The 22,198-nt window shown below is 74.2% G+C and carries 17 protein-coding genes; 4 read left to right on the forward strand and 13 right to left on the reverse strand.

Annotated elements, in window-relative coordinates:
* Positions 1-6: 6 nt before the first annotated feature.
* The 3 genes from ACIQ9E_RS13900 to ACIQ9E_RS13910 all read right to left on the reverse strand — a co-directional run bounded on the left by ACIQ9E_RS13900 (position 7) and on the right by ACIQ9E_RS13910 (position 4,043).
* On the reverse strand, positions 7-1,629 hold the full coding sequence (locus tag ACIQ9E_RS13900; RefSeq protein ID WP_403706509.1) for a N,N-dimethylformamidase beta subunit family domain-containing protein: 1,623 nt from the start codon (positions 1,627-1,629) through the stop codon (positions 7-9).
* A gap of 276 nt (positions 1,630-1,905) precedes the next feature.
* Positions 1,906-2,340, reverse strand: coding sequence for a hypothetical protein (locus ACIQ9E_RS13905; RefSeq protein ID WP_403706511.1), 435 nt, complete (start codon positions 2,338-2,340; stop codon positions 1,906-1,908).
* Complete coding sequence (locus ACIQ9E_RS13910) at positions 2,271-4,043, reverse strand: MFS transporter (RefSeq protein WP_403706512.1); 1,773 nt, start codon at positions 4,041-4,043, stop codon at positions 2,271-2,273. Before ACIQ9E_RS13910 ends, ACIQ9E_RS13905 begins: the two co-directional genes overlap by 70 nt.
* Before the next feature lie 65 nt (positions 4,044-4,108).
* Between ACIQ9E_RS13910 and ACIQ9E_RS13915 the strand changes: the two genes are divergently transcribed.
* Positions 4,109-4,768 (forward strand): CGNR zinc finger domain-containing protein, encoded by a 660-nt coding sequence (locus ACIQ9E_RS13915; protein ID WP_403706514.1) that lies wholly within the window; start codon positions 4,109-4,111, stop codon positions 4,766-4,768.
* Positions 4,769-4,882: 114 nt separating this feature from the next.
* Here ACIQ9E_RS13915 and ACIQ9E_RS13920 read toward each other — a convergent pair whose 3' ends face one another.
* Positions 4,883-6,319, reverse strand: a complete 1,437-nt coding sequence (locus ACIQ9E_RS13920) for a PLP-dependent aminotransferase family protein (protein ID WP_403706516.1) — start codon at positions 6,317-6,319, stop codon at positions 4,883-4,885.
* On the opposite strand from ACIQ9E_RS13920, the gene ACIQ9E_RS13925 reads away from it, so the two are divergent.
* Together ACIQ9E_RS13925 and ACIQ9E_RS13930 are read left to right on the forward strand one after the other, a co-directional pair.
* On the forward strand, positions 6,318-7,262 hold the full coding sequence (locus ACIQ9E_RS13925; RefSeq protein WP_403706517.1) for a DMT family transporter: 945 nt from the start codon (positions 6,318-6,320) through the stop codon (positions 7,260-7,262). The genes ACIQ9E_RS13920 and ACIQ9E_RS13925 overlap by 2 nt on opposite strands.
* A gap of 324 nt (positions 7,263-7,586) precedes the next feature.
* The gene (locus tag ACIQ9E_RS13930) at positions 7,587-7,781 is read left to right on the forward strand and encodes a DUF1918 domain-containing protein (protein WP_006350254.1); all 195 of its coding nucleotides are present in this window, start codon (positions 7,587-7,589) and stop codon (positions 7,779-7,781) included.
* A gap of 135 nt (positions 7,782-7,916) precedes the next feature.
* Here ACIQ9E_RS13930 and ACIQ9E_RS13935 read toward each other — a convergent pair whose 3' ends face one another.
* Positions 7,917-9,170: a glycoside hydrolase family 10 protein gene (locus ACIQ9E_RS13935; RefSeq protein ID WP_403706519.1), complete on the reverse strand. Its 1,254-nt coding sequence runs from the start codon at positions 9,168-9,170 to the stop codon at positions 7,917-7,919.
* Between the two features lie 156 nt (positions 9,171-9,326).
* Between ACIQ9E_RS13935 and ACIQ9E_RS13940 the strand changes: the two genes are divergently transcribed.
* Positions 9,327-10,187: a 3-hydroxybutyryl-CoA dehydrogenase gene (locus tag ACIQ9E_RS13940; RefSeq protein ID WP_403706521.1), complete on the forward strand. Its 861-nt coding sequence runs from the start codon at positions 9,327-9,329 to the stop codon at positions 10,185-10,187.
* A gap of 407 nt (positions 10,188-10,594) precedes the next feature.
* Here ACIQ9E_RS13940 and ACIQ9E_RS13945 read toward each other — a convergent pair whose 3' ends face one another.
* The 8 genes from ACIQ9E_RS13945 to rplT all read right to left on the reverse strand — a co-directional run bounded on the left by ACIQ9E_RS13945 (position 10,595) and on the right by rplT (position 22,124).
* Positions 10,595-11,125: an NUDIX hydrolase gene (locus ACIQ9E_RS13945; protein ID WP_187144582.1), complete on the reverse strand. Its 531-nt coding sequence runs from the start codon at positions 11,123-11,125 to the stop codon at positions 10,595-10,597.
* A 146-nt stretch (positions 11,126-11,271) separates the two neighbouring features.
* Positions 11,272-12,612 carry a transcriptional regulator gene (locus ACIQ9E_RS13950; RefSeq protein WP_403706523.1) on the reverse strand — a complete coding sequence of 447 codons (1,341 nt, stop codon included), beginning with the start codon at positions 12,610-12,612 and terminating at the stop codon, positions 11,272-11,274.
* 345 nt (positions 12,613-12,957) lie between these two features.
* Positions 12,958-14,151, reverse strand: a complete 1,194-nt coding sequence (locus ACIQ9E_RS13955; protein WP_403706525.1) for a PP2C family protein-serine/threonine phosphatase — start codon at positions 14,149-14,151, stop codon at positions 12,958-12,960.
* Positions 14,152-15,541: 1,390 nt separating this feature from the next.
* Positions 15,542-18,070: a phenylalanine--tRNA ligase subunit beta gene (gene pheT, locus ACIQ9E_RS13960; protein WP_403706527.1), complete on the reverse strand. Its 2,529-nt coding sequence runs from the start codon at positions 18,068-18,070 to the stop codon at positions 15,542-15,544.
* The gene (pheS, locus tag ACIQ9E_RS13965) at positions 18,070-19,194 is read right to left on the reverse strand and encodes a phenylalanine--tRNA ligase subunit alpha (protein ID WP_403706529.1); all 1,125 of its coding nucleotides are present in this window, start codon (positions 19,192-19,194) and stop codon (positions 18,070-18,072) included. The genes pheT and pheS overlap by 1 nt, the downstream gene beginning before the upstream one ends.
* A 185-nt stretch (positions 19,195-19,379) precedes the next feature.
* On the reverse strand, positions 19,380-20,504 hold the full coding sequence (locus ACIQ9E_RS13970; protein ID WP_403706530.1) for an ATP-binding protein: 1,125 nt from the start codon (positions 20,502-20,504) through the stop codon (positions 19,380-19,382).
* 171 nt (positions 20,505-20,675) lie between these two features.
* A complete protein-coding gene (locus tag ACIQ9E_RS13975) occupies positions 20,676-21,506 on the reverse strand; it encodes a TrmH family RNA methyltransferase (RefSeq protein ID WP_403706532.1) in 831 nt (276 codons plus the stop codon).
* Between the two features lie 231 nt (positions 21,507-21,737).
* On the reverse strand, positions 21,738-22,124 hold the full coding sequence (gene rplT, locus ACIQ9E_RS13980) for a 50S ribosomal protein L20 (RefSeq protein ID WP_006350245.1): 387 nt from the start codon (positions 22,122-22,124) through the stop codon (positions 21,738-21,740).
* Between the last annotated feature and the right edge of the window lie 74 nt (positions 22,125-22,198).

Consider the following 22,198-nt stretch of genomic DNA (forward strand, 5'->3'; position numbering starts at 1 on the left):
GGGCCGTCAGACCGGGTACACGGCAGCGACGTTGTCCTCGGGGCGGGGCCGGACGGTCTCCGCCGGGCCCTCGGCGAAGGCGCGGAGCAGATTCTCCGTGGTCCGGGTGGTGAAGTCTCCGGTACGGGCGTCCATGGCGTGGTTGCGTCCGTTCTCGGTGGTCCCGGCCATCAGTCCTTCGACCCAGCGCATCGTGCCGGAGGAGAAGACTCCCGCACCGCTCGGGGCGGTGTAGTAGGAGGAGTCGGCGTGGCTGGGCCGGCCGCGGCACACCAGGGGTGAGTGGGCGAGGATCTCCAGCGGCCGGGGGGTGGGCATATCGGCCATCACCCGGTCGTACTCGACACCCACCAGATGGTCGAAGCGGTCTCCCCGCCGTACCCCCGTGCCCTTGAACAGCCAGTGGTCGGGGCTGTGGACGACATAGGGCGCATCGACGGGAAAGCCTTCGTAGAGAACGCCGACGAGGCTGGACTCGGGGTCGGGGGCGGGATCCTGGCGGAAATCGTTGGTGGGAAAGCGGGGATGGGAGGCGAGATAGGGGTCGCGGCGGTAGTCGGTCTTGTAGCAGACGACGGTGCGCAGCTCGCCGGGCGGGCCCTCCTCCGGACGGACCCTCCGGTAGCAGCAGTTGGCACCGAGGAAGGCGAGATTGGTCCCGGCGTCCCGGGCGTCGGTGACCCGTTGCCGCTGCTCCGGTGTCCAGTACTCGTCGTGGCCGAGGGAGAGTACGGCGCGGGCGCCCCGCAGGGCGTCGGGGTCCTGGTGGACGTCGAGTCCCGTGGTGTAGGCGAGGGGGATGCCGAGCCGTTCGGCGAGGACGACGAGGGCGCGCTCGTAGGCCAGGAACTTCTCGGCCCCGTCGGCGTTGTAGGGCCGGTCGAAGGAGACGGCGTAGGCGCGGGAGCCGTAGGAGCCGTCACGGCCTCGGTAGAGGTCGTAGCCGCCCCAGGTGTTGTACGCCTGCCAGGTCGCGACGGCGTGCATCACCACGGTGCGGCCCTCGGCGCTCGGGGAACGTACGACGAGGGGGACGTAGCGCTGGTGGCCGTGGTCCGCGTCGAGGCGCAGCAGATAGGCGCCCGGTGGCCAGCCGTCGGTGCGGACGGTGGTGGAGCGCGGCCAGTCCGCCCGGACGGTCCGGGTGTCGGGGAGGAAGCGGGCGGCCGGTGCGCGGTGGCCGGGGAGCCGGTCCGAGCGCCAGACGAGGCGGGCGCGGGCGCCTCCGTACCAGCCGATGCGGTAGGCGGAGACGGTGAATCCGGGTGCGGTGGTGGAGACGTGCAGACCGAATTCGCCCCCGGGTGGCACGGCGGTGCGGTCGGCATAGCCTTCGACGGCGTCGGGCGGACCCTGGGAGGTGATCCGCCAGCCGGCGTCTCCTGGGCGGTCGCGTTCCGCTCGCTCGGCGGCCGCGCTGCTCTCACCCGTTCCGGTGCGGTCACGCCGGGGTGCGGTGGCGGGCGAACCTCCGGGGCCGGTGTCGCAGGCGGTGGCCGCGGTAACGATTCCGGCCGCGCCCGCGGCCGCGGCACCGAGGAAGCGCCGCCGGTCCAGTCCGCCGCATGGCTCCCCCGGGGGCTTCCCCGTGCCGTGCGGCTGTGGTGGCCGGTGGTCGCCGTCGTCCACGCGCGCTCCTGTGCGTCGGTCCGGTCCTCTCCTTTCGATGATCGTCCGACGGAGCGGCAGGGGCCGCAAAATCGGTTCCGCCGGATGGCCGCCGGAACCGGACCGGAGGCCGTTCGGCCGGGCTCGGCCGCTCGCACCGGCACTCGCGCGAAGGGGCCCCGGGCGGGTGGTTCGGCCCGGACGGCGGGAGCCGCCGACGGCGCAGACGGGCAGCCCGGGGCCCCGAGCCTCAGGGGGGCGGTGGAGGTGACGGGGCGGCGGCGGGAGGCCGGCGGATCAGCATTCGACGGTGACGTCGGCCGGGGTCCGGTCGGGCGTGAAGTGGACGGCGGGCCAGTAGCCGTCGAGCATACGGCCGCCCGTGTCCGTGTAGTGGAGGGTGAATCCGCCGTCCTCGCGGACGACGAGTTCGGCGGGGTGCATGGTCGCGAGGAACTCGGCCCGGTCGTCGTCCGTGTCGGACGGCTCCGCTCCCCACCGCCAGAGGTGGTCGACGGCGGTACGGCCGACGGTGTCGAAGTCCGCGAGGAGGTCTCGCACCCGGGGCAGCAGGGCGGCGAGGATCTGCGCGGACGGGCCGCCGGTCCTCGTGTCGGGACCGGTGCCGGACGTGGTGTCGGACGTGGTGTCGAAGGAGACTGTCAGTTCCCGGTCTCCGGCGACGCGGACCGTGGCCCATCCGGTGTCGGCGAAATCGTCGGTGTGGAGCATGGTGGCCTCCCGGGCGGGGTGTCGGTCACGGGTGTCGTGCCGCGGTCTCGTCGTCCCATTCTTCCCTCCTGGCGGCGGCCACGGCCGGAGAGGGGGAGGACGGCGAGGAGTTGGACGATCGCGGTGGCCGTCAGGGCGATCGCCGGGGAGCGGGCGGCGAGGGGACCGGCGGCGGCCGCACCGACCGCGAAGCCGGTGATCTTGAGACTGGCGCCGGTGGTGAATATCTGGGCGCGCAGCCGTTCCGGCGCTTCCCGGTGGCGGATTGCGAAGAGCGCGGTGAGCTGCGGCCCCTCGCCCGCGCCGAGGAGGACGGCACCGGCGACGACGGCGAGGGGGTGGTACGTGGCCATGAGGGCGAGGGCGGCGGCGAGCAGGGCCGTGCTCGCCGCGAGCACCTCCTCGGGGGGCGGCGGCGTCCGGCGGCGGGCCGACAGGGCGTTTGCGGCGAGGGCGGACGCCGCGACGACGGCGAGCAGGAGCGTCCCGTGGCCGGCGTCGCCGAGCACCTGCGCCCCGAGGAACGGCGCGCAGACGACGAAGGCTCCCTGGCCGGCGCAGGAGAGAACGGAGGAAGCGGTGGCCCGGGACAGGGGCCCGGTCTCCCCGATCGCCCGGAATCCCGCGGCCAGTTCGGTGCGGACGGACGGCCGGGGCAGGGTCTCCTGCCCGGCCGGTCCGCCGCGCCGCTCGGCGGACGCGTCGGGCGGCGCGGCGGACCCCGCTTCCCGGGCGGGCGCGGGAGGCGGGCCGGAGGGGGCCGGGGGGACGGAAGCCTTCACGGAGGCGGAGGTAGAGGCCGAGGCAGCGGCCGAGGCGGAGGCGGAGGTAGAGGCAGCGGCCGAGGCGGAGGCGGAGGTAGAGGCAGCGGCCGAGGCGGAGATGTGGGGGGAGACGGAGGGGAGGGTGCGAGGCCGGGGTCCGGTGAGGTGGAGGGCCGCGGGCACCGCCGCCGCCACCAGGGCCGCGGAGACCACGACCGCGGTGCCCGCGCCCGCGTACAGGGCGGCGCCCCCGGCGATGAGGGGGCCGAGGAGCCCGGCGGCGTTGAAGGTCATCGCGTCGAGCGTGTTCGCCCGGTCGAGCCGGTCCGCCGGGACGATGCCGGGGAGCCTGGAGGTCCAGCCGCCCGCGACGGCGGGCCCGAGGAGTCCCGCGAGCACGGCGACCGCGAGGGTGGGGCCGATGGGCACCCGGCCCAGACAGAGCAGGATCACCAGGAGGGCGAGGGCGTATCCGGCGAGGGCCCCGGCGAGGAGCCGGCCGGGGCGGGCCGACCGGTCCAACAGGGCGCCGAGGAGCGGCCCGCCCGCCGCCGCGGCAACGGTGACGGCCGCCAGGAGCGTGGACGCCGTCACGGCGGAACCGGTGGTGGCGAGACCGGCGAGCAGCAGGGCCGGCCCGGACATCTCGTCACCGGTGCGGGCGGCCACCGCTCCTGCCGTGTACCGCGCCAGCCCGTACGGCCGCCGGTCGCCGGGGACGGCCCCGTCCCGTGCGCTGCCGGTGTTCCCGGCCGATCCCGGCCCGGCCGCCCGGTCGGGAACGGCCCCGGGCCGATCGCGGCCGGCCCGCGGCTCGGCGGGGTCGTTCGGGGCCGGTGGACCGTGCTGGGGTACGCGGCTGCCGGCCGGAGCGGGACCGATGCGGTTCCGGGCGTTCCGCCGCAGGTCGGTGCACCACCATCCGTAACGCTTCTGCATGCGCAGCACGTTACGCAGGTAACTCAAACATTCACCAGATGCGTTACATGCGCTACGGTCTCCGCATGGTCTCGGCAGACGCTCCCGCACCCGCCCCGGCAGATGGCGGAAACCGGCGCGACGGCTGGTCGGCGCGGCATTCCGTGGCGGCGGTCGCCGCCCGTACCGCTGCTCTCGTCAATGCGCTGTCCGGCCCCGGGGACCCGGCGGCGGACGAGGTGGCCGCGGTGCTGCGTGCCCATGGCGAGCAGGTGGCGGAGGAGCTGTCCGGCCGGGACGTCGCCCGGTTGCGCGAGGCGGCGGAGAAGCTGCGCACGGTGTTCGCGGCGGACGATGTCGATACGGCCGCGGAGCGGCTCAACGCGCTGCTGCCGCTCAGCGCCGGACCGCTGCGGCTGACGTCGCACGGCGGCGAGTCGCCCTGGCACCCCCACCTCGACGGCCATGACGACGCACCGTGGGACGAGTGGCTGCTGGCCTCCTCGTCCCTGGCGCTGACCGTCCTGGTCTGGGACCGGCAGCGGCCGCCCGGCGGTATCTGCGCCTCCCCCGCCTGCGAGCAGGTCTTCCTGACGCAGGGCAGCGGTCCCGTCCGCCGCTACTGTTCCCGCCGCTGCGCGACCCGGGAGCGGGTCGCGGCCCACCGGCGCGCCGGACGGACCGGCGGCGCGGCACCCCCGGACGGCGCCGGAGAACCCGGGCAACGCCGGCCCGGCGGCCCCTGACGCAGGGACGGACCAACCGCCCCGCCGCAATCACGACCACGACCGCGACGTCAGGGCCGTCGAGCGGCGGGCCGCCTCGCCGGGCCGCCCGGCGGCCGTGACGCCGTCCGCCCCTCACCCCCGGACTTCGCGGTAGGCGGTGCGCAGCCGCCGTACCCCCTCGGTGAGGTCCGCGGGTGCCGCCACGGCCGCGAAGCTCAGGCGCAGATATCCGGCCGGGGGTTCGGCGCAGTAGTACGGCCGCCCCGCCGTGACCGCCACACCCGCACGCAGCGCCGCGGAGTGCAGGGCGAGTTCGTCGGTGCCGTCCGGGAGCCGCAGCCACAGATGGTGTCCGCCGTAGGGGACGGAGGTGAGGGCGAGTTCGGGGAGGGTGCCGGTGACCGCGGCGGCGAGGGTGTCGCGGCGGCCCTTCAACGCGGCGGCGAGGGCACGGAGGTGGCGGTTCCAGGCGGGCGCTCCGACGAGTTCGAGGACGGCCTCCTGGAGCGGGCGGGCGACGAAGAAGCTGTCCACGACATGGATGGCGCGCAGGCGTTCGAGTACGGGTCCGCGGGCCGCGAGCATGCCGACGCGCAGGCTCGGGGAGCAGACCTTGGTCAGCGAGCCGACGTGGACGACGACACCGTCCCGGTCGTCGGCGGCGAGCGGCCGCGGCAGCGGGGGCGCGTCCTCGTGGCCGAGGCGGTTCGCGAAATCGTCCTCGACGACGAAGGCGCCGGCGGCGCGGGCGATCCTCAGCACTTCGGGGCGCCGGTCGGTGTGGAGTACGGCGCCGGTGGGGTTCTGGAAGCGGGGCTGGCAGACGAAGACCTGGGCGCCGGTGGCTTCGAAGGCGGCGGCGAGGAGTTCCGTACGGACGCCGTCCCTGTCGACCGGGACCGGTACGGGCCGGACCCCCGCGGCCCTGGCGATGGCGATCAGGCCGGGGTAGGTCGGGGATTCGACGAGGACGGGAGCGCCGGGCGGGGCGAGGGCGCGCAGGGCGGTGGTGAGCGCGGACTGGCCGCCGGCCGTCACCAGGACGTCGGCGGCGGTCAGCGGGGCGCCGATGCCCCGGGCGAACCACTCCCGGAGTTCGGGCAGTCCGTCGGTGGGCGGCCGGCCCCAGGCGCCGGGGCGCCGGGCGGCGCGGGCGAGGGCGGCGGACAGGGCCCGCTCGGGCTGGAGGGCGGGGTGGAGGTAGCCGCCGTTGAGTTCGATGACGCCCGCCGGGGGCGCGGCGAGGGTGGCGAGGACTCCGGAGGCGTCGACCGACCGGGGTACGGATTCGGCGGCGGTGGCGGCGCTCAGGCTCACCTCCTGCCAGGAGGTGTCCCCGGCGGGCGCGGTCGCGGACGGCCGTTCGGCGCGGAAGGCGCCGGCTCCGGGCCGGGTGACGACGAGGCCTTCGGCGGCGAGCCGGGCGAGCGCGCGGGTGACCGTCACCGGGGAGACGTGATACCGCTCGACCAGAGCGCGACTCGATGGCAACTTTCCACCGGGCGAGTAGCGGTCGAGTTCGTTCCGCAGGGCATTGGCCAGTTCGACCACACTGCTACTCTCGTTCATGAGAGCACAGAATAGCGCTATCGCTTCCGCGCCGATAGCAGTCGACATCCCGCCCGCTCCCCGCCCCGCCGGGGGCCCGGCGGCGGCGGACCGGACGGGTACGGCCCTCGCGGCCACCGGCGTGGTCGCCTTCTCCCTCACTTTTCCGTCCACCGTGTGGGGGCTGGACTCCTTCGGCCCCTGGTCGCTGGTCTCCCTGCGCAGTGTGCTCGCGGCACTGGTCGCCGGTGGTTTTCTGCTGGCGTTCCGGGTTCCGCTGCCGGAGCGGCGCCACTGGGGTTCCCTGCTGGTGGTCGCGGGCGGTGTGGTGATCGGCTTTCCGCTGCTGACGACCCTCGCGCTCCGGTCGTCCAGCACTTCGCACGCGGCGGTGGTGGTGGGTCTGCTGCCGCTGACGACCGCGGTCTTCGCCGCGCTGCGCACCGGCCGCCGCCCCTCCCGGGCCTTCTGGCTGGCGGCGCTGGCCGGTGCCGCCGTGGTGATCGCCTTCACCGTGGAGCAGAGCGGCGGCGCGCTCCAGACCGCCGATCTGTATCTCTTCGGCGCCCTGCTGGTGTGCGCGGCCGGTTATACGGAGGGCGGACGGCTGGCCGCGGAGCTGCCGGGCTGGCAGGTCGTGGGCTGGGCCCTGATCCTCTGTCTGCCGCTCGCCGTCGCGGGTTCGGCGGTGGCGCTGGCGTACGAGCCGGTGCGGCTGACCGCGCAGGGCGTGGCCGGGCTGGTCTGGGTGGCCTGCGGCTCCGCCTTCTTCGGCCTGTACGTCTGGTACCGGGGCATGGCGGCGATCGGCATTCCCCGGGCGAGTCAGTTGCAGTTGGCGCAGCCGCTGCTGACGCTGGTCTGGTCGGTCGCCCTGCTGGGCGAGGACCTGGCCCCGGCGGCCCCGGTGGCCGCGGTGGCGGTGCTGGTCTGCATCGCGGTGACCCAGCGGGCGCGCACCTGAGGGGCGGCCGGACGGTACGGCGGAGGGGCGTTCCGCGCGGGAGGTCCGGGACGGCGGTGACCTGTGAGGTCCACAGGACGGCCGGGACAGTCGGGACAGTCGGGACAGTCGGGACAGTGGAGACTCACAAGGTCCCCGAGGTCCGCAGGAGGGCCGGGGCCGCAGAGGCTCACGAGGTCCACGGGAGGAGCGGGACCACAGAGGTGCACGAGGTTCCCGAGGTCCACGGGAAGGACCGGACAGCAGAGGTGCCGTCCGCGGGGCGGCCGTAGACTCGGAAGCACACGGCACCACCATCACCCGGCTTCGAGGAGGTCACTCCCGATGCATGCGAACGTGGGCGACAAGCTGCTGGTGCACGGCAGGACGGTGGGGCACCACGACCGGGTCGCCGAGGTCGTCGAGGTGCTCGGCGAGCACGGCGGGCCGCCGTTCCGCGTCCGGTTCGAGGACGGCCACGAGACCGTGATGTCCCCCGGGCCCGATACGGTCGTCCGGCCCCACGAACCCGTCGCCTGATCCGCTCCCCGGCCCGCCGCGGCCCGCCCCGGACGGGCCGCGATCCATCCGGGCCGGACGCCGCGCTCCGTCCCGGCCGGATACGGGTGGGTGCGCCTGGAGGACCGGTCGTACGCACCCGTGTCCGGACAGCCGCTACGGCACCGGCACCCGGCTCGGGTAGTGGTCCGCCACCACCCGCGCCATCGCCCCGATCCGGTCGGCCCCGACCTCCTTCGCCGAGAAGAAGCAGTGGCCCCGCACCTGCCCGTACTCCCCCGCCAGGGTCAGATGCCGGGACAGCTCGGCCGGATCCTGCCAGGGCGCGCCCTGCGCCGGATCGCCCGCCTTGTAGAGGGCCTCGCCGATGTAGAGGTCCACGCCGGTGCCTTTGACCAGCGTGTTCCACCAGGGCACGAGCTTGGCGTAGTCGGCCGCGGCGAAGCCGATGTTCCAGTAGATCTGCGGGACGACGTAGTCGATCCACCCCTCCTTGACCCAGGTCCGGGTGTCGGCGTGGAGATCGTCGTACGTCTGGATGCCGCCACGGGTGTCGGAACCGCGCGGATCGGTGGAAGCGTTGCGCCAGACGGCGAAGGGGCTGATCCCGAAGGCGACACCGGCCCTGGTCTCCTTGATGCGTTCCGACATCTCCCGCACCAGCCGGTCGATGTTGTCGCGCCGCCAGGCGGCCTTGGAGGCGAAGCCGCTGCCGTAGCGGGCGAAGGCGGCGTCGTCGCCGAAGGTCTGTCCGGCCACCGGGTAGGGGTAGAAGTAGTCGTCGAAGTGGACGCCGTCGATGTCGTAGCGGCGTACGGCGTCGATCATGGCGTTCTGGACGAAGGCGCGGACCTCGGGCACACCCGGGTTGTAATAGAGCTTCCCCCCGTACGGAAGCACCCAGTCCGGGTTGCTCCTGGCGGGGTGCCCGGCGGCGAGCCGGGCGGGGTCGGTGTGGGTGGCGACCCGGTAGGGGTTGAACCAGGCGTGCAGGGCGAGGCCCCGCCGGTGGGCCTCGGTGACGGCGGTGCCGAGCGGGTCCCAGCCCGGGTCCCGGCCCTGGACACCGGTCAGATACTGCGACCAGGGTTCGTACGGGGACGGCCAGAACGCGTCCGCTGCGGGCCGGACCTGGAAGACCACGGCATTGAGCCGGCGGGCGACGGCCGTGTCGAGCCGGCTGATCAGCTCCGCCCGCTGCTCGGCCGCCGTCAGCCCGGAGCGGGAGGGCCAGTCGCGGTTGGTGATGGTCGCCAGCCACATGCCGCGGAACTCCGCGGATTCGGCGGCGCGTCCGCCCGCGGCCGGGGCCACGGCACCGTGCGGCACCGCGGCCGCGTCCCCCGCGGTGGCCAGCCCCGCCATCACCCCTGCCGCCGCCATGAACCCTCTTCTGGTGATACGTCCCATACGCCCTGCTGCCTTTCTCTTCCGGACCCGGCCCGCCCCGCTCTGGTGATCGTGCCCGAAGTGAATCCGGAGTAACGTCGTACAGTCGAGGCGGGCGCCGGAACCATACGGGGAATCCCGCACGGAAGCAGCGAAAGGCACGAGGTGACGGACTCAATGGCCGACATTGCACGCGTCGGAGTGGTGGGCTGTGGCCAGATGGGCGCGGGCATCGCCGAGGTTGCCGCCCGCAGCGGTCTGGAGGTGAAGGTCGCCGAGACGACGGGCGAGGCACTGGAGCTGGGGCGCACCCGGCTCGTCAACTCCCTCTCGAAAGCCGCCGAACGAGGCAAGATCACCGAGGAGGAGCGGGACGCGGCGCTGGAACGGCTGAGCTTCACCACCGACCTCGGGGAGTTCGCGGACCGCGATCTGGTCATCGAGGCGGTCGTGGAGAACGAGCAGGTGAAGACGGAGATCTTCCAGGTGCTCGACCAGGTGGTGACCCGCCCGGACGCGATCCTGGCCTCCAACACCTCCTCCATTCCGCTGGTGAGGCTGGCGGTGGCGACCTCCCGGCCCGACCAGGTCATCGGTATCCATTTCTTCAACCCGGCGCCGGTGCAGAAGCTGGTGGAGCTGATTCCGGCGCTGACCACGTCCGAGGAGACCGTGAAGCGGTCTCAGGCCCTGGTGGAGCAGGTGCTGGGCAAGCATCCGATCCGGGCGCAGGACCGGTCGGGCTTCGTGGTGAACGCCCTGCTGATTCCGTATCTGCTCTCCGCGATCCGGATGTTCGAATCGGGGATCGCCGGCCGTGAGGACATCGACAACGGCATGGAGCTGGGCTGCGCCCATCCGATGGGGCCGCTGAAACTGGCGGATCTCATCGGTCTCGACACCGTGGCCTCGGTGGCCGACTCGATGTACGCGGAGTTCAAGGAGCCGCTGTACGCCGCGCCGCCACTGCTCCAGCGGATGGTGGACGCGGGGCGGCTGGGCCGTAAGACGGGCTCGGGGTTCTATCCGTACGGCTGAGGGGCGGCGGTGTCCGTGCGGCGGGGGCGATCGTACGGAGGGGGCCATACGCGGCACTCGTACGGAGGGGCTCCTACGCGGGCGGCCGGGCGGAACCGGTGCTGCACCGGCGGCCCTCCCCCGGGCGGCCGTACGGGAGCAGTCGTACGGAACCGGTCGTACGCCGGCGGTCGTACAGCTGAGGCCGCGACTGCGACTGCGGCGCGAGTGCGTGTACGGCTGAGGCCGGGCGCCCTGCCGCCCGCCCCCGGCCGGACGGACGAGCACGCCCCGCCGCTCTGCCACGGGCCTTGCACCCGCTGTCCGGTCCTTCACGGGCCCGCCGGGCCCGCCGTGCGCTGTGACGGACGTCCGCGCCCGCCGTCACCCGCGACGCCGCCGGTCCCGGCACCGGCGGCCACCGGGGCTCAGCCCAGCCGCATGTGATGCAGCATCAGCAGCCCGGCCGCCATATTGGCGGCCGGGATCTGGCCCCGGGCGATCAGCTCGGGGATGAGCTTCAGCGGGACCCACTCACGGCGCGAGGACTCGAAGTCGTCCTCGGGGTGGCCGATGTAGGTCGCGCCCTCCGCCCAGTACAGATGGTGCCGGGCGTCGATGAGGCCGTTGGCCGGCTCGACGGTGAGCAGATGCCGGAGGGGGCCCGGCCGCCAGCCGGTCTCCTCCTCCATCTCCCGGGCCGCCGCGGACTCGATCTCCTCGCCGTCCTCGACCACTCCCGCGGCCAGCTCCCAGCCCCAGCTGTCGGTGATGAACCGGTGTCGCCAGAGCATGAGGACCTCGTTGTCCTCGTTGACGGCCGTCGCCACGGCGACGGCACGGAGCCGGATGAGGAAGTGGTCCAGATGCCTGCCATCGGGCAGCCGTACATCCGCCAGATTCACCCTGAACCAGCGGTTTTCATACACAGTTTGCTCATTGAGGTTCGTCCACTGCACAGTTCTGCCACCTTTCGGGCCGTAGGTGGCAACATCGCAGCAGTCGATCTTGTCCAGTGGAATCGCCCACCGTTGTGGTCAAGCCACCGGGACGCCCCTCGGGGGCCACCGCGACCGGCGGTCCGGCGCCGGTCGCTCCGCCCGTCTCAGAGCGGGACCCGCAGCGTCTCGTCGATCAGCCCCGCCGCCTCCCGCGCGCCGGCGCTGCCGCTCGCCAGCAGATGCTCCCGGACCCCCCGCAGCCGGTCCCGCAGCCGCCGGGACTCCATGCCCCGGGCCCGCTCCGTCATCTCGACGGCCGTCGCCGCGGCCCGGTCCGGCTCGCCCTGGCAGAGTTCGATCTCGCAGAGCATCGCCAGCCGGTGCACCCGGCCCCGGTCATGGGCGGGCGTCCCGGCCGCGGCGGCGGCGTGCTCCCTGGCCCCGGCCAGATCACCCAGACTGAGCAGCGCCTCCGCCGCCTGCACATTGACCAGGCCCGGCTGGACATAGCCGGTCTCGTCGGGCTCGTCCCCGAAGTGGATCCGCTCGGCCTCCGTTTCGGCCCGGCCGATGCAGCGCAGCGCCGAGGCGTGGTCGCCGAGATGGGCGTAGGCCTTCGCCTGCATCGCGTACAGATCGGCGGAGAGCGCCGGGGTGATCCGGCCGCCCGCCGTGCGCAGGGCGGCCTCCGCGAAGGCGACGGCCTGCCGGTGCTCGGAGAGGAACAGCGACTGGTTGACCAGCAGGGCGATCACATAGGCGCCGAGCCCCCGGTCACCGCTGGCCTTGGCGAGCCGCAGCGCCTGGTGGAAGTAGCGCTGGGCCAGTCCGTGCGCATCGGAGTCGTAGGCGCAGATCCCGGCGACGGCGACGAGTCCGCCGGTCGCCCGGTGCAACTGCCGTCCGAGGGCGTCGTTGTAGGAGCCGCGCAGCAGGGGCGCGGTCTCGGCGTTGAGGAAGCCGACGATCCGGGTACGGGTCGCCACCCCGCCCGCCCTGCGGTACATCAGCTCGTAGTGGGCGCGTGCGGCCCGCAGCATGGTGACGTCGGCCATGGAGACCCGGGTGACGCCGGAGCGGGAGACGTCCGCGTCCTCCGGGGGGTTCTCCCACTCCCAGACCGGCATCACCGCCGGGGTGCCGGTGACCGCGGGGGCCTCGATGACATGTCTGCGCTGCTGTTCGTCGGAGCGCCACAGGGCGGTGGCCCGGTCCACGAAACCGGAGAGCGGGGTGCCGGGCGGGGCGGGCTGGGCCCCGTCCACGCCGAGGCCGATATCGCCCAGACCGAGCGAGCGGTGCAGCCGTGCGCCGAGGACCTCGCAGATCAGATCGGGTACCTGGCCGCGCGGGCGCTGGCCCTTGAGCCAGCGGGTGACGGCGGTGTGCTCGTAGCGCAGGGAGAGTCCCCTGGCCCGGCCCGCCTGGTTGACCCGGGCGGCGAGGCCCGCGTGGGAGAAGCCCGCCTCGTCGAGGAGGGCGTCGAGCAGGGTGTTCGGCTGCATGCAGGCGCTCCGGGGGCTCGGTGCGCCCAGCGTAGTGGACGGACGGTTCACACGGGGTGTGAACGGAATGCCCGCGGCGGGGGCCCGTGTGCGCTGCCGCCGCCCGCCCGCAGCCGCTTGACTGAGGTGCCTCTCCAGGAGGCGGCCGGACCGCCGGCTCCCCCTCGTACAGTGCGGCGGTCCCCGATCGCGCCGTCTGCCCTGCTGATCTGCCCGACACTCCGCGGCAGGGCGGACGGCGCAGGCCGCGCGGGCAGCCCTCGGAGGGCTTCCCTTCGCAGCGTGCGGCCGACCGGGTCCGTCCGGCGGACGGACCCGGGGCCGCGCCCGCGCCGGTGTCCGGTATCAGCGCCGGGCCGGTGCGGCCGGTACGACCGCGGGCGGCTCTGCCGCCGGGGTGCCCACCGGTTCGCCGGTACGGTCCCCCCTCGCTTCCTTCCCCGCACTCGCGGCGCGGTCGTGGCGGTCGTTCCGGAGCAGCAGCAGGGCGACGTCGTCGCCGGGGCGGCCGCCGGTGTGCCGCAGCAGTGCGGCCTTCAGCGTGGCGATCACGGCGGCGGGTGGGACGGGCGGGGCGGCCGCGATGCGTTCCAGAGCGGTACGGAGGCCGAAGAACCGGCCCCGGGCGTCCCGCGCCTCCACCACCCCGTCCGTGTGCAGGAGCAGATCCTCACCCGGCCCCAGGGGCTCGGCGGGATAGGGGTCGAGTACGGCGGGCAGGGGGAACGGGCCGAGCGGGGGCAGGGGTTCGGCGGCGGCGAGCGGCCGGGCGCCGCCGGGGCCGATCCGGTAGGGCCAGGGGTGGCCGCAGTTCAGCGCCCGTACACCGCAGTCCTGGTCGATCTCCAGCAGGAGCAGGGTGACGAACTCCTCGGCCGACGGGCTCTCCGGGTCGCCGCCGTAGGCCGCCGGATGCTCGTCGCGGGCGCGTTCGCGCAGATGGCGCTGGACGGCGCGGTCCAGCCGCCGCAGCAGGCCGCCGAGTTCGGGTTCGTCGTGCGCGGCCTCCCGGAAACTGCCGAGGACCGCCGCGACGGCCCCTATCGCGGGCAGCCCGTGGCCGCGTACGTCCCCGATCACGGCACGCACCCCGTAGGGCGTGGCCACGGCCTCGTACAGATCGCCGCCGACGATCGCGCCCCGGCTCGCGGAGAGCTGCACCGCGGCGAGGGAGAGGCCTTCGAGCCGGGCGGGGGGCGGGCGCAGCAGAACGCTCTGGGTGGCGTGTGCCACGGCGCGCGCCCGGCGCAGTTCGCGGCGGAGGCGGCAGCGGGCGCCGATGACGACTCCGGTGCCGACCGTGAGGAGGACCAGCGCCGCGACGATCCGCTCGGCGAGGCTCTCGGGGTGGTCGTGGGGCACCACCACCCGTCCGACGAGCGCGGCGGCGGCGCAGGCCACGGGCAGACCGAACGGGAGCAGTCTGCGCAGCGGCCGGATCGCGCCGGGCCGGGCACGGGCCGCTGCCGGACCGTGGGCGCGTGGCCGTCCGGCCCGGGGCGGGCCCGGACGGGGACGTGCGGAAGTGCTACGGATCATGCCGATGGTCCCCTCATAGGCCCCTGCCCGGCGCTCCGGCCGCCCCGCGCGCTCGCCCGGACAGCGGTACCGGCCGCCCCTGGAGGGGCGGCCGGGGCTGGACGGGCACGGTCTGCGGCCGGGTCGATTGTGTCGACCGTACGGGGAGGAAGGGAACAACCTGCCCCGTTCTCACTCGAATGAGTGAGCACACCGACAGACCGGACGGACCGGACGCGGTGGGCGGCGATCCGCTCACCCCGCCGGGCCGCCGATGGCTGACACCATGTCATATAACGTGCGGAGGTGGGGCGTTGGTGCCGGACGCGCCGGACCGGGCGGTGCGCGGCGGGGAGTCCTCGCGGTGCGGGGGCGGGTCGGGGCGACCGCCGCGGACGTCAACCGTGACCGCCCGGCCCCTTCCCGGTGCGACCACGGGCACGGCACCCGGGGCCTCCCGCCGGAGCCGGGCGGCGAGCCTGCTCCCGGGCCGGACCGGGCCCGACCGCATCGGCCAGGAACGGTGATGGCCGCCCGCCGGGCCGGCGCCGCCGTCGTCCTCGACGGCGGCGCCGAGGGCCCCGGCATCCTCACCGAGCGCGATATCCCGGGCACGGGGCCCAGGAAGGCCGCCGTGGACGTCGGCCAGCGGCTGCCGGGGGCTCCCGCCGGGACCGACGGTGAATCTGCTGCCGGGCCGGGCCCGGTACGGCAGCATCCGGCCACGAACGGGGTACGGGGGCCGCCGGGGGCCGTGGACGGGCTCCGGCTCAGGGCCCCGCGGGGCCCGCGCCCGGCGGGCGCCGACGGCGGTGCACGGTCACGGCGCGGGGACCCGGTGTGCTCCGGTACGACGACTGCACAAGCCACCTGCGTACGGCCACGGCACCACGCCCCCCCGCCCCGGAACGGACCACAGCGGTACGGCGGCTGCACAGGGCGCCCCCGTACGGCCAAGGGACGACGCCCCACGGCCCGGGAGCACCCCTGCGGTACGGGCGTCCGGCGCACCGCGGGACGGACCCCGGATCGAATCCGGACGGTGCCGTGCGGACCTCCTGCACAGGGCAGTTGCGGTGTCCGCCCCAGCGGCTCGGCGGCGGAGGGGCAAGGCCCCGGCCCGGCTGTACCGCCGGTCCCCGCCTCCCGGTGGGCGGTGCCGGCGCCGTCGTAAGGCACGGCGGTACGGCTCCGGCCGGCGGTCCGTGCGACACCGCACCGACGGGTGGCTGAGCGTCGGCCCTGCCTGCCGAAGCGGACCGCGGTGGTCCGGCGCTCGCGCAAGGCTTCCCACGGCAGTGCGGCGCGCCGCGGGGCCCGGCCCGGGAACGTATCCCGTCGCGCGGAACGGCCGCGGCCCCCGGAGCCGTTGCCGGTTCCGGGGGCCGCGGGTTGCGGTGGCGGCGGGGTGTCAGACGCCGCGGAGGGCCGCGCCCGCGGCAGTGGCCGCGGCGGCGACCGCCGCGTCCCGGGCCGCCGTGGCCTCCTCGACCGTCAGCGTCCGGTCGGGGGCGCGGAAGCGCAGCGCGTACGCCAGCGACTTCTTGCCCTCGCCCAGCTGCTCCCCGGTGAAGACGTCGAACAGCCGGATGGACTCCAGCAGCTCACCGGCGCCCGCGGCGAGCGCGTGCTCGACGAAGGCGGCGGGGACGTCCGCGTCGACGACCAGGGCGACATCCTGGGTGGCCACCGGGAACGAGGAGATCCGCGGTGCGGTGACCGCGCCCTCGCCCGCCCGCTGCACCAGGTCCAGGTCGATCTCCATGGCGCAGGTACGGGCGGGCACCCCGAAGGCCTTCACCACGCGCGGGTGCAGTTCGCCCGCGTGGCCCGCGGAGGTCTTCACCCCGTCGACGACGACGAACAGCTCGGCGCAGCGGCCGGGGTGCCAGGGGCCGTACTGCGCCTGCTCGACGGCGAGTTCGGCACCGGCCTCACGGGCGACGGTACGGGCGGCCTCGACGGCGTCCGCCCAGTCCCCCGGGTGTCCCTTGCCCCACCAGCCGGCCTGTTCCCGGGCTCCGGCGAGGACCACCGCCGCGTGCCGGGGCTGCTCGGGCAGGGCCGCGTCCAGGCCCGCCAGCTCGGCGTCCGTGGGGCGCCGGTCGACGGGGAGGGCGTCGGTCCGCCGGGGCTCGGCGGCGGGGTGGAAGACCAGACCGGTCTCGAAGAGGGCCAGGTCGTGGCTGCCGCGGCCGTCGTTGCGGCGGAGGGCTCCGAGGAGTCCGGGCAGCAGGGTGGTGCGGAGCGCGGGCTCCTCGTCGGAGAGCGGGTTGGCCAGCGTGACGACGCGGCGGGCCGGATCGTCGGCGGCCAGGTCCAGCTTGTCGAAGACCTGGGTGCCGATGAAGGGGTAGTTCGGGGCCTCGGTGTAGCCCGCCCCGGCGAGCGCCCGGCCGACGCGGCGGTGCAGCCGCTGGCGGGCGGTCAGCCCCCGGCCGGAGGACGGCCGGGGCAGCGTGGCGGGCAGGTTCTCGTACCCCTCCAGCCGCATGACCTCCTCCGCGAGGTCGTTGGGCGCGGTGAGGTCGGGGCGCCACGACGGGACGGTGACGATCAGCTCGTCCTGCCCGTAGACGTCGCAGCCGACCTCCTGGAGGCGGCGGACGACGGTCTCCCGGCCGTAGCCGACACCGGCGACCCGGTCGGGGTGGTCGGCGCGCATGGTGACCGTGCGGGGCGCGGAGGGCGTGATGGCCTCGGTGACGCCGGGTTCGGCGGTGCCGCCGGCCAGGAGGACCAGCAGATCGACGGTCCGCTGGGCTGCGGCGGCCGCGGCGAGCGGGTCGACACCGCGCTCGAAGCGCCGGGAGGCCTCCGAGGACAGCTTGTGGCGGCGGGCGGTCCTGGCAATGGCGACCGGGTCGAAGTGGGCGGCTTCGACGACGATGTCGGTGGTGCCGGTGGTCTGCCCGGTCTCGGGGTCGACGACCGCGTCGGCGATCTCGGTGTGCGCGCCGCCCATCACGCCCGCGAGCCCGATCGGGCCGCGGCCGTCGGTGATGACGAGGTCCTCGGCGTCGAGGACGCGGCGGGTGCCGTCGAGGGTGGTGAGCTTCTCACCGGGCTCTGCGCGGCGCACCCCGATCGGGCCGTCGATCCGGGAGCGGTCGTAGGCGTGCAGCGGCTGGCCCAGCTCCAGCATCACGTAGTTGGTGATGTCGACGGCCAGCGAGATCGGCCGCATACCGGCCTTCTGGAGGCGGCGGCGGAGCCAGATCGGGGAGCGCGCCTCGGGGTCGACGCCGGTGACGGTGCGCGCGGTGAAGCGGTCGCAGCCGACCGGGTCGGCGACCTGGACCGGGTAGCCGTGGGCGTTGGGCCCGGGGACGTCGAGGAGTGCCGGATCGCGCAGCGGCAGCCCGTACGCGGTGGCCGCCTCGCGGGCGATACCGCGCAGCGACAGGGCGTAGCCGCGGTCGGGGGTGACGGCGATGTCGAGGACCTCGTCGCGCAGCTCCAGGAGGGCGATCGCGTCGGTGCCGGCCTCGTGCTCCGGCGGGAGCACGATGATGCCGTCGGTGCCGTCGTCACCCATGCCCAGTTCGGCGGCGGAGCAGATCATGCCGCGGGACATCCGGCCGTACGTCTTCCGCTCGGCGATCTTGAAGCCGCCGGGCAGCTCGGCGCCGGGGAGGACCACGACGACCTTGTCGCCGACGGCGAAGTTGCGGGCGCCGCAGACGATCTCCTGCGGCTCGCCCGTCCCGTTGGCCTGTCCGACGTCGACCATGCAGTGCCGGATGGGCTTCTTGAACTCGGTCAGCTCTTCGATCGACAGCACCCGGCCGACGACGAGGGGGCCGGTGAGTCCGGCGCCGAGCTGCTCGACGGACTCGACCTCCAGACCCGCCGCGATCAGCTTCTGCTGTACGTCACGGCCGGTCTCGGCCGGCGGCAGGTCGACGTACTCCCGCAGCCAGGAAAGCGGGGCCCGCATCAGATCTCCATCCCGAAGGGCCGGGTGAACCGGATGTCACCCTCGACCATGTCTCGCATGTCTTCGACGTTGTGGCGGAACATCAGCATCCGTTCGATGCCGAACCCGAAGGCGAATCCGCTGTACTTCTCGGGGTCGACACCGCAGGCGACGAGCACCTTGGGGTTGACCATCCCGCAGCCGCCCAGTTCGATCCAGCCTTCGCTGGAGCAGGTGCGGCAGGGCCGGTCGGGGTTGCCGACGGACTCGCCGCGGCAGACGTAGCAGACCATGTCCATCTCGGCGGACGGCTCGGTGAAGGGGAAGAAGTTCGGCCGCAGCCGGGTCTTCATACCCTCGCCGCCGAACAGCTCCTGGACCATGTGGTCCAGGGTGCCCTTGAGGTCGGCCATGGTCAGGCCCTCGTCGATGGCCAGCAGTTCGACCTGGTGGAAGACGGGGGTGTGGGTGGCGTCCAGTTCGTCGGTGCGGTAGACGCGGCCCGGACAGATCACGTACACGGGCAGCTCGCGGCCGAGCAGGGAGCGGATCTGGACCGGGGAGGTGTGGGTGCGCAGGACGATCCCGGAGGCCTCCCCCTCGGCGGAACCGGTCACGAAGAAGGTGTCGGCCTCGCCGCGGGCGGGGTGGTCGGGGCCGATGTTCAGGGCGTCGAAGTTGAACCACTCGGCCTCGGCCTCGGGGCCTTCGGCGACCTCGTAGCCCATGGCGACGAAGATGTCCTCGATACGCTCCGAGAGCGTGGTGATGGGGTGGCGGGCACCCGCCGGGACCCGGTCGTAGGGCAGGGTGACGTCCACCGCCTCCTCGACCAGCACCCGGGCGTCGCGCTCGGCCTCCAGTGCGGCCTGGCGGGCGGCGAGCGCCTGGTTCACGGCGCCGCGCGCCTGGCCGACCCGCTTGCCCGCCTCGGCCTTGGCCTGCGGGGGCAGCGCGCCGATCTCACGGTTCGCGAGGGCGAGGGGCGAGGTGCCACCGGTGTGCGCGATCTTCGCCTGGGCGAGCGCTTCGAGGTCGCCCGCAGCGGCGAAGGCGGCGACCGCCTCGTCCCGCATGCGCTCGACTTCTTCCGGTTTCAGTGCCTCGACCTCGACAGGGTCGTACGACTTGTTGGGTGCCGACATCTCTTCCCGTGTTTCCGGTTGGCTGGGTGGGCGCGGCCCCGCTCGGCGACGACGGACGCAGACGAAGGACGCAAAGGTGCCAAAGTCCGAGTCTAAGGGGTCGGGGTTGCGCGGGCGGCGGCGCGTTTCCGGGGGGCGTCCCGGGGCCCGGTGGACCGGGCGGTCTGGAAGGGCCCGCGGGCGGCTCAGCTCAGATGAGCGGGCAGACCGACGGGCAGGGTAAATCGGAACTCGGCGCCGCCGGCCGGTCCCCGGCCGACGGTGATCGTGCCGCTGTGCGCCTCGACGATGCCTTTGACGATATAGAGGCCGAGGCCGGTGCCGCCGCGTTTGCTGCCCCGCCAGAAGCGGGTGAAGACCCGGGCCATCGACTCCTCGGGAATGCCGGGGCCCTGGTCGCTCACGGTGACGGCCGTGCCTTCCTCGTCGTCGCGGGGCGCCGCGGTCGGCGCCACGTCAATGGTGACGGTTCCCTCGCCGTGGCGCACCGCGTTTTCCAGCAGATTGCCGAGCACCTGATCGACCTTGTCGGGGTCGGCCCAGAGCGCGGGCAGGCCCGGGTGGATCCGGACCACGAACCGGTCGGGGCTGCGGCCGCTGGCTATATGGGCCTGGACATGGCGGGTGACGGCGGCGGCGATGTCCACGGGCTGGCGGCGGACCTCCAGCCGTCCGGAGTCGATCCGGGAGATGTCGAGGAGTTCGGCGATCAGCCGGGTGACGCGGTTGGCGTCGGCGTCGACGGTCTCCAGCATCAGCCGCTTCTGGTCGTCGGTGAACCGCTCCCATTTGGCGAGCAGGGTGGCGGTGAAGCCCTTCACCGAGGTCAGCGGGGAGCGCAGCTCATGGGCGACGGTGGCGATCAGCTCGGCGTGGCTGCGTTCGGTACGCCGGCGGGCCTCGGTGCCGCGGAGGCTGACGACGAGGCGGCGCAGCGGTCCCGTGGGGTGTTCGCGGACGTACCGGGCGGAGACGAGGACCTCGCGTCCGCCGGGGAGGAGCAGATTGCGCTCGGGCTGGCCGACCCGGGTGGCGAGCCCGCCGTACGGGTCGGTCAGCGCCCACCAGCGGCGGCCCTTGAGGTCCTCCAGCGGCAGGGCGCGTTCCAGGGGCAGTCCGACGGCGTCGGCGCGGGCGGTGGCGGTGATCCGGACGGCCGCGGCGTTGAAGCAGATCACCCGGCCGTTCTCGTCGGCGACGACGAGGCCGTCGGGGAGGTCGTCGGGGTCGATCATCAGTGCCTCGGGATCGGTGGACGCGCGCGGATAGGCGCCGTGCGTCTCCGCGAGCCTGCTCGTGCCGACCGCCATACCCGTGCCCCCACCTCTCCGCCGCCGCAGTGGGCTCCCCGAGCCCGTCACCCTACTAGCTCAAGGAGACGGTCCGGACCTCGTGCGCGAGTGCGCCCCCTGTACCACCTGTCGGTTCCGCCCTGCCCCCCGGATGCGCCGTCCGCTGGTGCGGCGCGCCCCGGGCCGTACTCATCCTCCGGTGCGCTGAGCGCGCGCCGAGGCGTAGAGACATACGGCCGCGGCGGTCGCCAGGTTCAGGCTCTCCGCCTTTCCGTGGATCGGGACCCGGATCACGGCGTCCGCGAGCGCCCTGGTCTCCTCGGGCAGCCCCCAGGCCTCGTTGCCGAAGACCCAGGCGGTGGGGCCGCCCATGGTTCCGGCGTCCAGTTCGGCGTCGAGGTCGGCTCCGGCGCCGTCGGCCGCCACCACGCGCACTCCGGCGCCCCGCAGCTCCTGTACGGCGCGCTCCACCGGGACGCCCACGGCGACCGGGAGATGGAAGTGGGAGCCGACGGAGGCCCGGACGGCCTTGGGGTTGTAGAGGTCGACGGAGGCGTCGGTGAGGACGACGGCATCGGCTCCGGCGGCGTCCGCGCAGCGCAGCACGGTGCCCGCGTTCCCCGGGTCGCGGACATGGGCGAGTACGGCGACCAGCCGGGGCCGGGCGGCGACGATGTCCTCGAACGGGGAGTCGACGAACCGGCAGACGCCGACGAGCCCCTGCGGGGTAACGGTGGTGGAGATGTCCGCGATCACCATCTCGTCGGCGAGGTGGAACCCGATCCCGGCGGTCCGGGCCGCGTCCACGATGTCCGGGTACCGCTCGGCGGCCTCGGGGGTGGCGAACAGCTCGGTGAGCGTGTGCTCCCCGGCCGGTGTCCGGTGGCCGGTGGCCTCCCGTACCGCCTGCGGTCCCTCGGCCAGGAACAGCCGCTCCTTGCCGCGGAAATTCCGCCTCGCCAGCCGCCGGGCGGCGCCGACGCGCGGGGAGCGCGGGGAGATCAACTCGGGGGCGGCCATGGACTCACTTCCGGGAGGGGCGCCGCGCGCAAGGACAGACACGGACGGCGTGGCGGACGGGCGGAGGGGCACACCCGGGCGCCGGACGGGATGCCGGGACAGGGGTGTCCGGGCGGGTGTCCGGGCGGCGGATGCAGACGGACCCGCAGGCCACAGGGGCCTGCGGGTCCGGAACGCGGGTTGTCCCACCAGCGGAGCGCGCTCCGCGGCGGCGGGACGATCACGCGGCGATCAGGCGGCGGCCTTCGGCGCGTTCACATCGGCGGGGAGCGCCTTCTGCGCGACCTCGACCAGCGCGGCGAACGCGTTGGCGTCGTTGACGGCCAGCTCCGCCAGGATCTTGCGGTCCACCTCGATGTTGGCGGCCTTCAGACCCTGGATCAGACGGTTGTAGGTCATACCGTTCTGACGGGCGGCGGCGTTGATGCGCTGGATCCACAGCTGACGGAAGTCGCCCTTGCGCTTCTTCCGGTCGTTGTAGTTGTAGACCAGGGAGTGGGTGACCTGCTCCTTGGCCTTGCGGTACAGGCGCGAACGCTGACCGCGGTAACCGCTGGCCTGCTCCAGGATCGCCCGGCGCTTCTTGTGGGCGTTGACTGCCCGCTTGACGCGTGCCACTTGTTAACTCCTTGTAGCGGGGCCGTACGTGCAGCGGCACGGCCCGAATACGAATTTGGTCTCCCGGTCCCGGC

The sequence above is a fragment of the Streptomyces sp. NPDC094448 genome, assembly GCF_044763775.1.
In the GTDB taxonomy this organism is placed as follows: domain Bacteria; phylum Actinomycetota; class Actinomycetes; order Streptomycetales; family Streptomycetaceae; genus Streptomyces.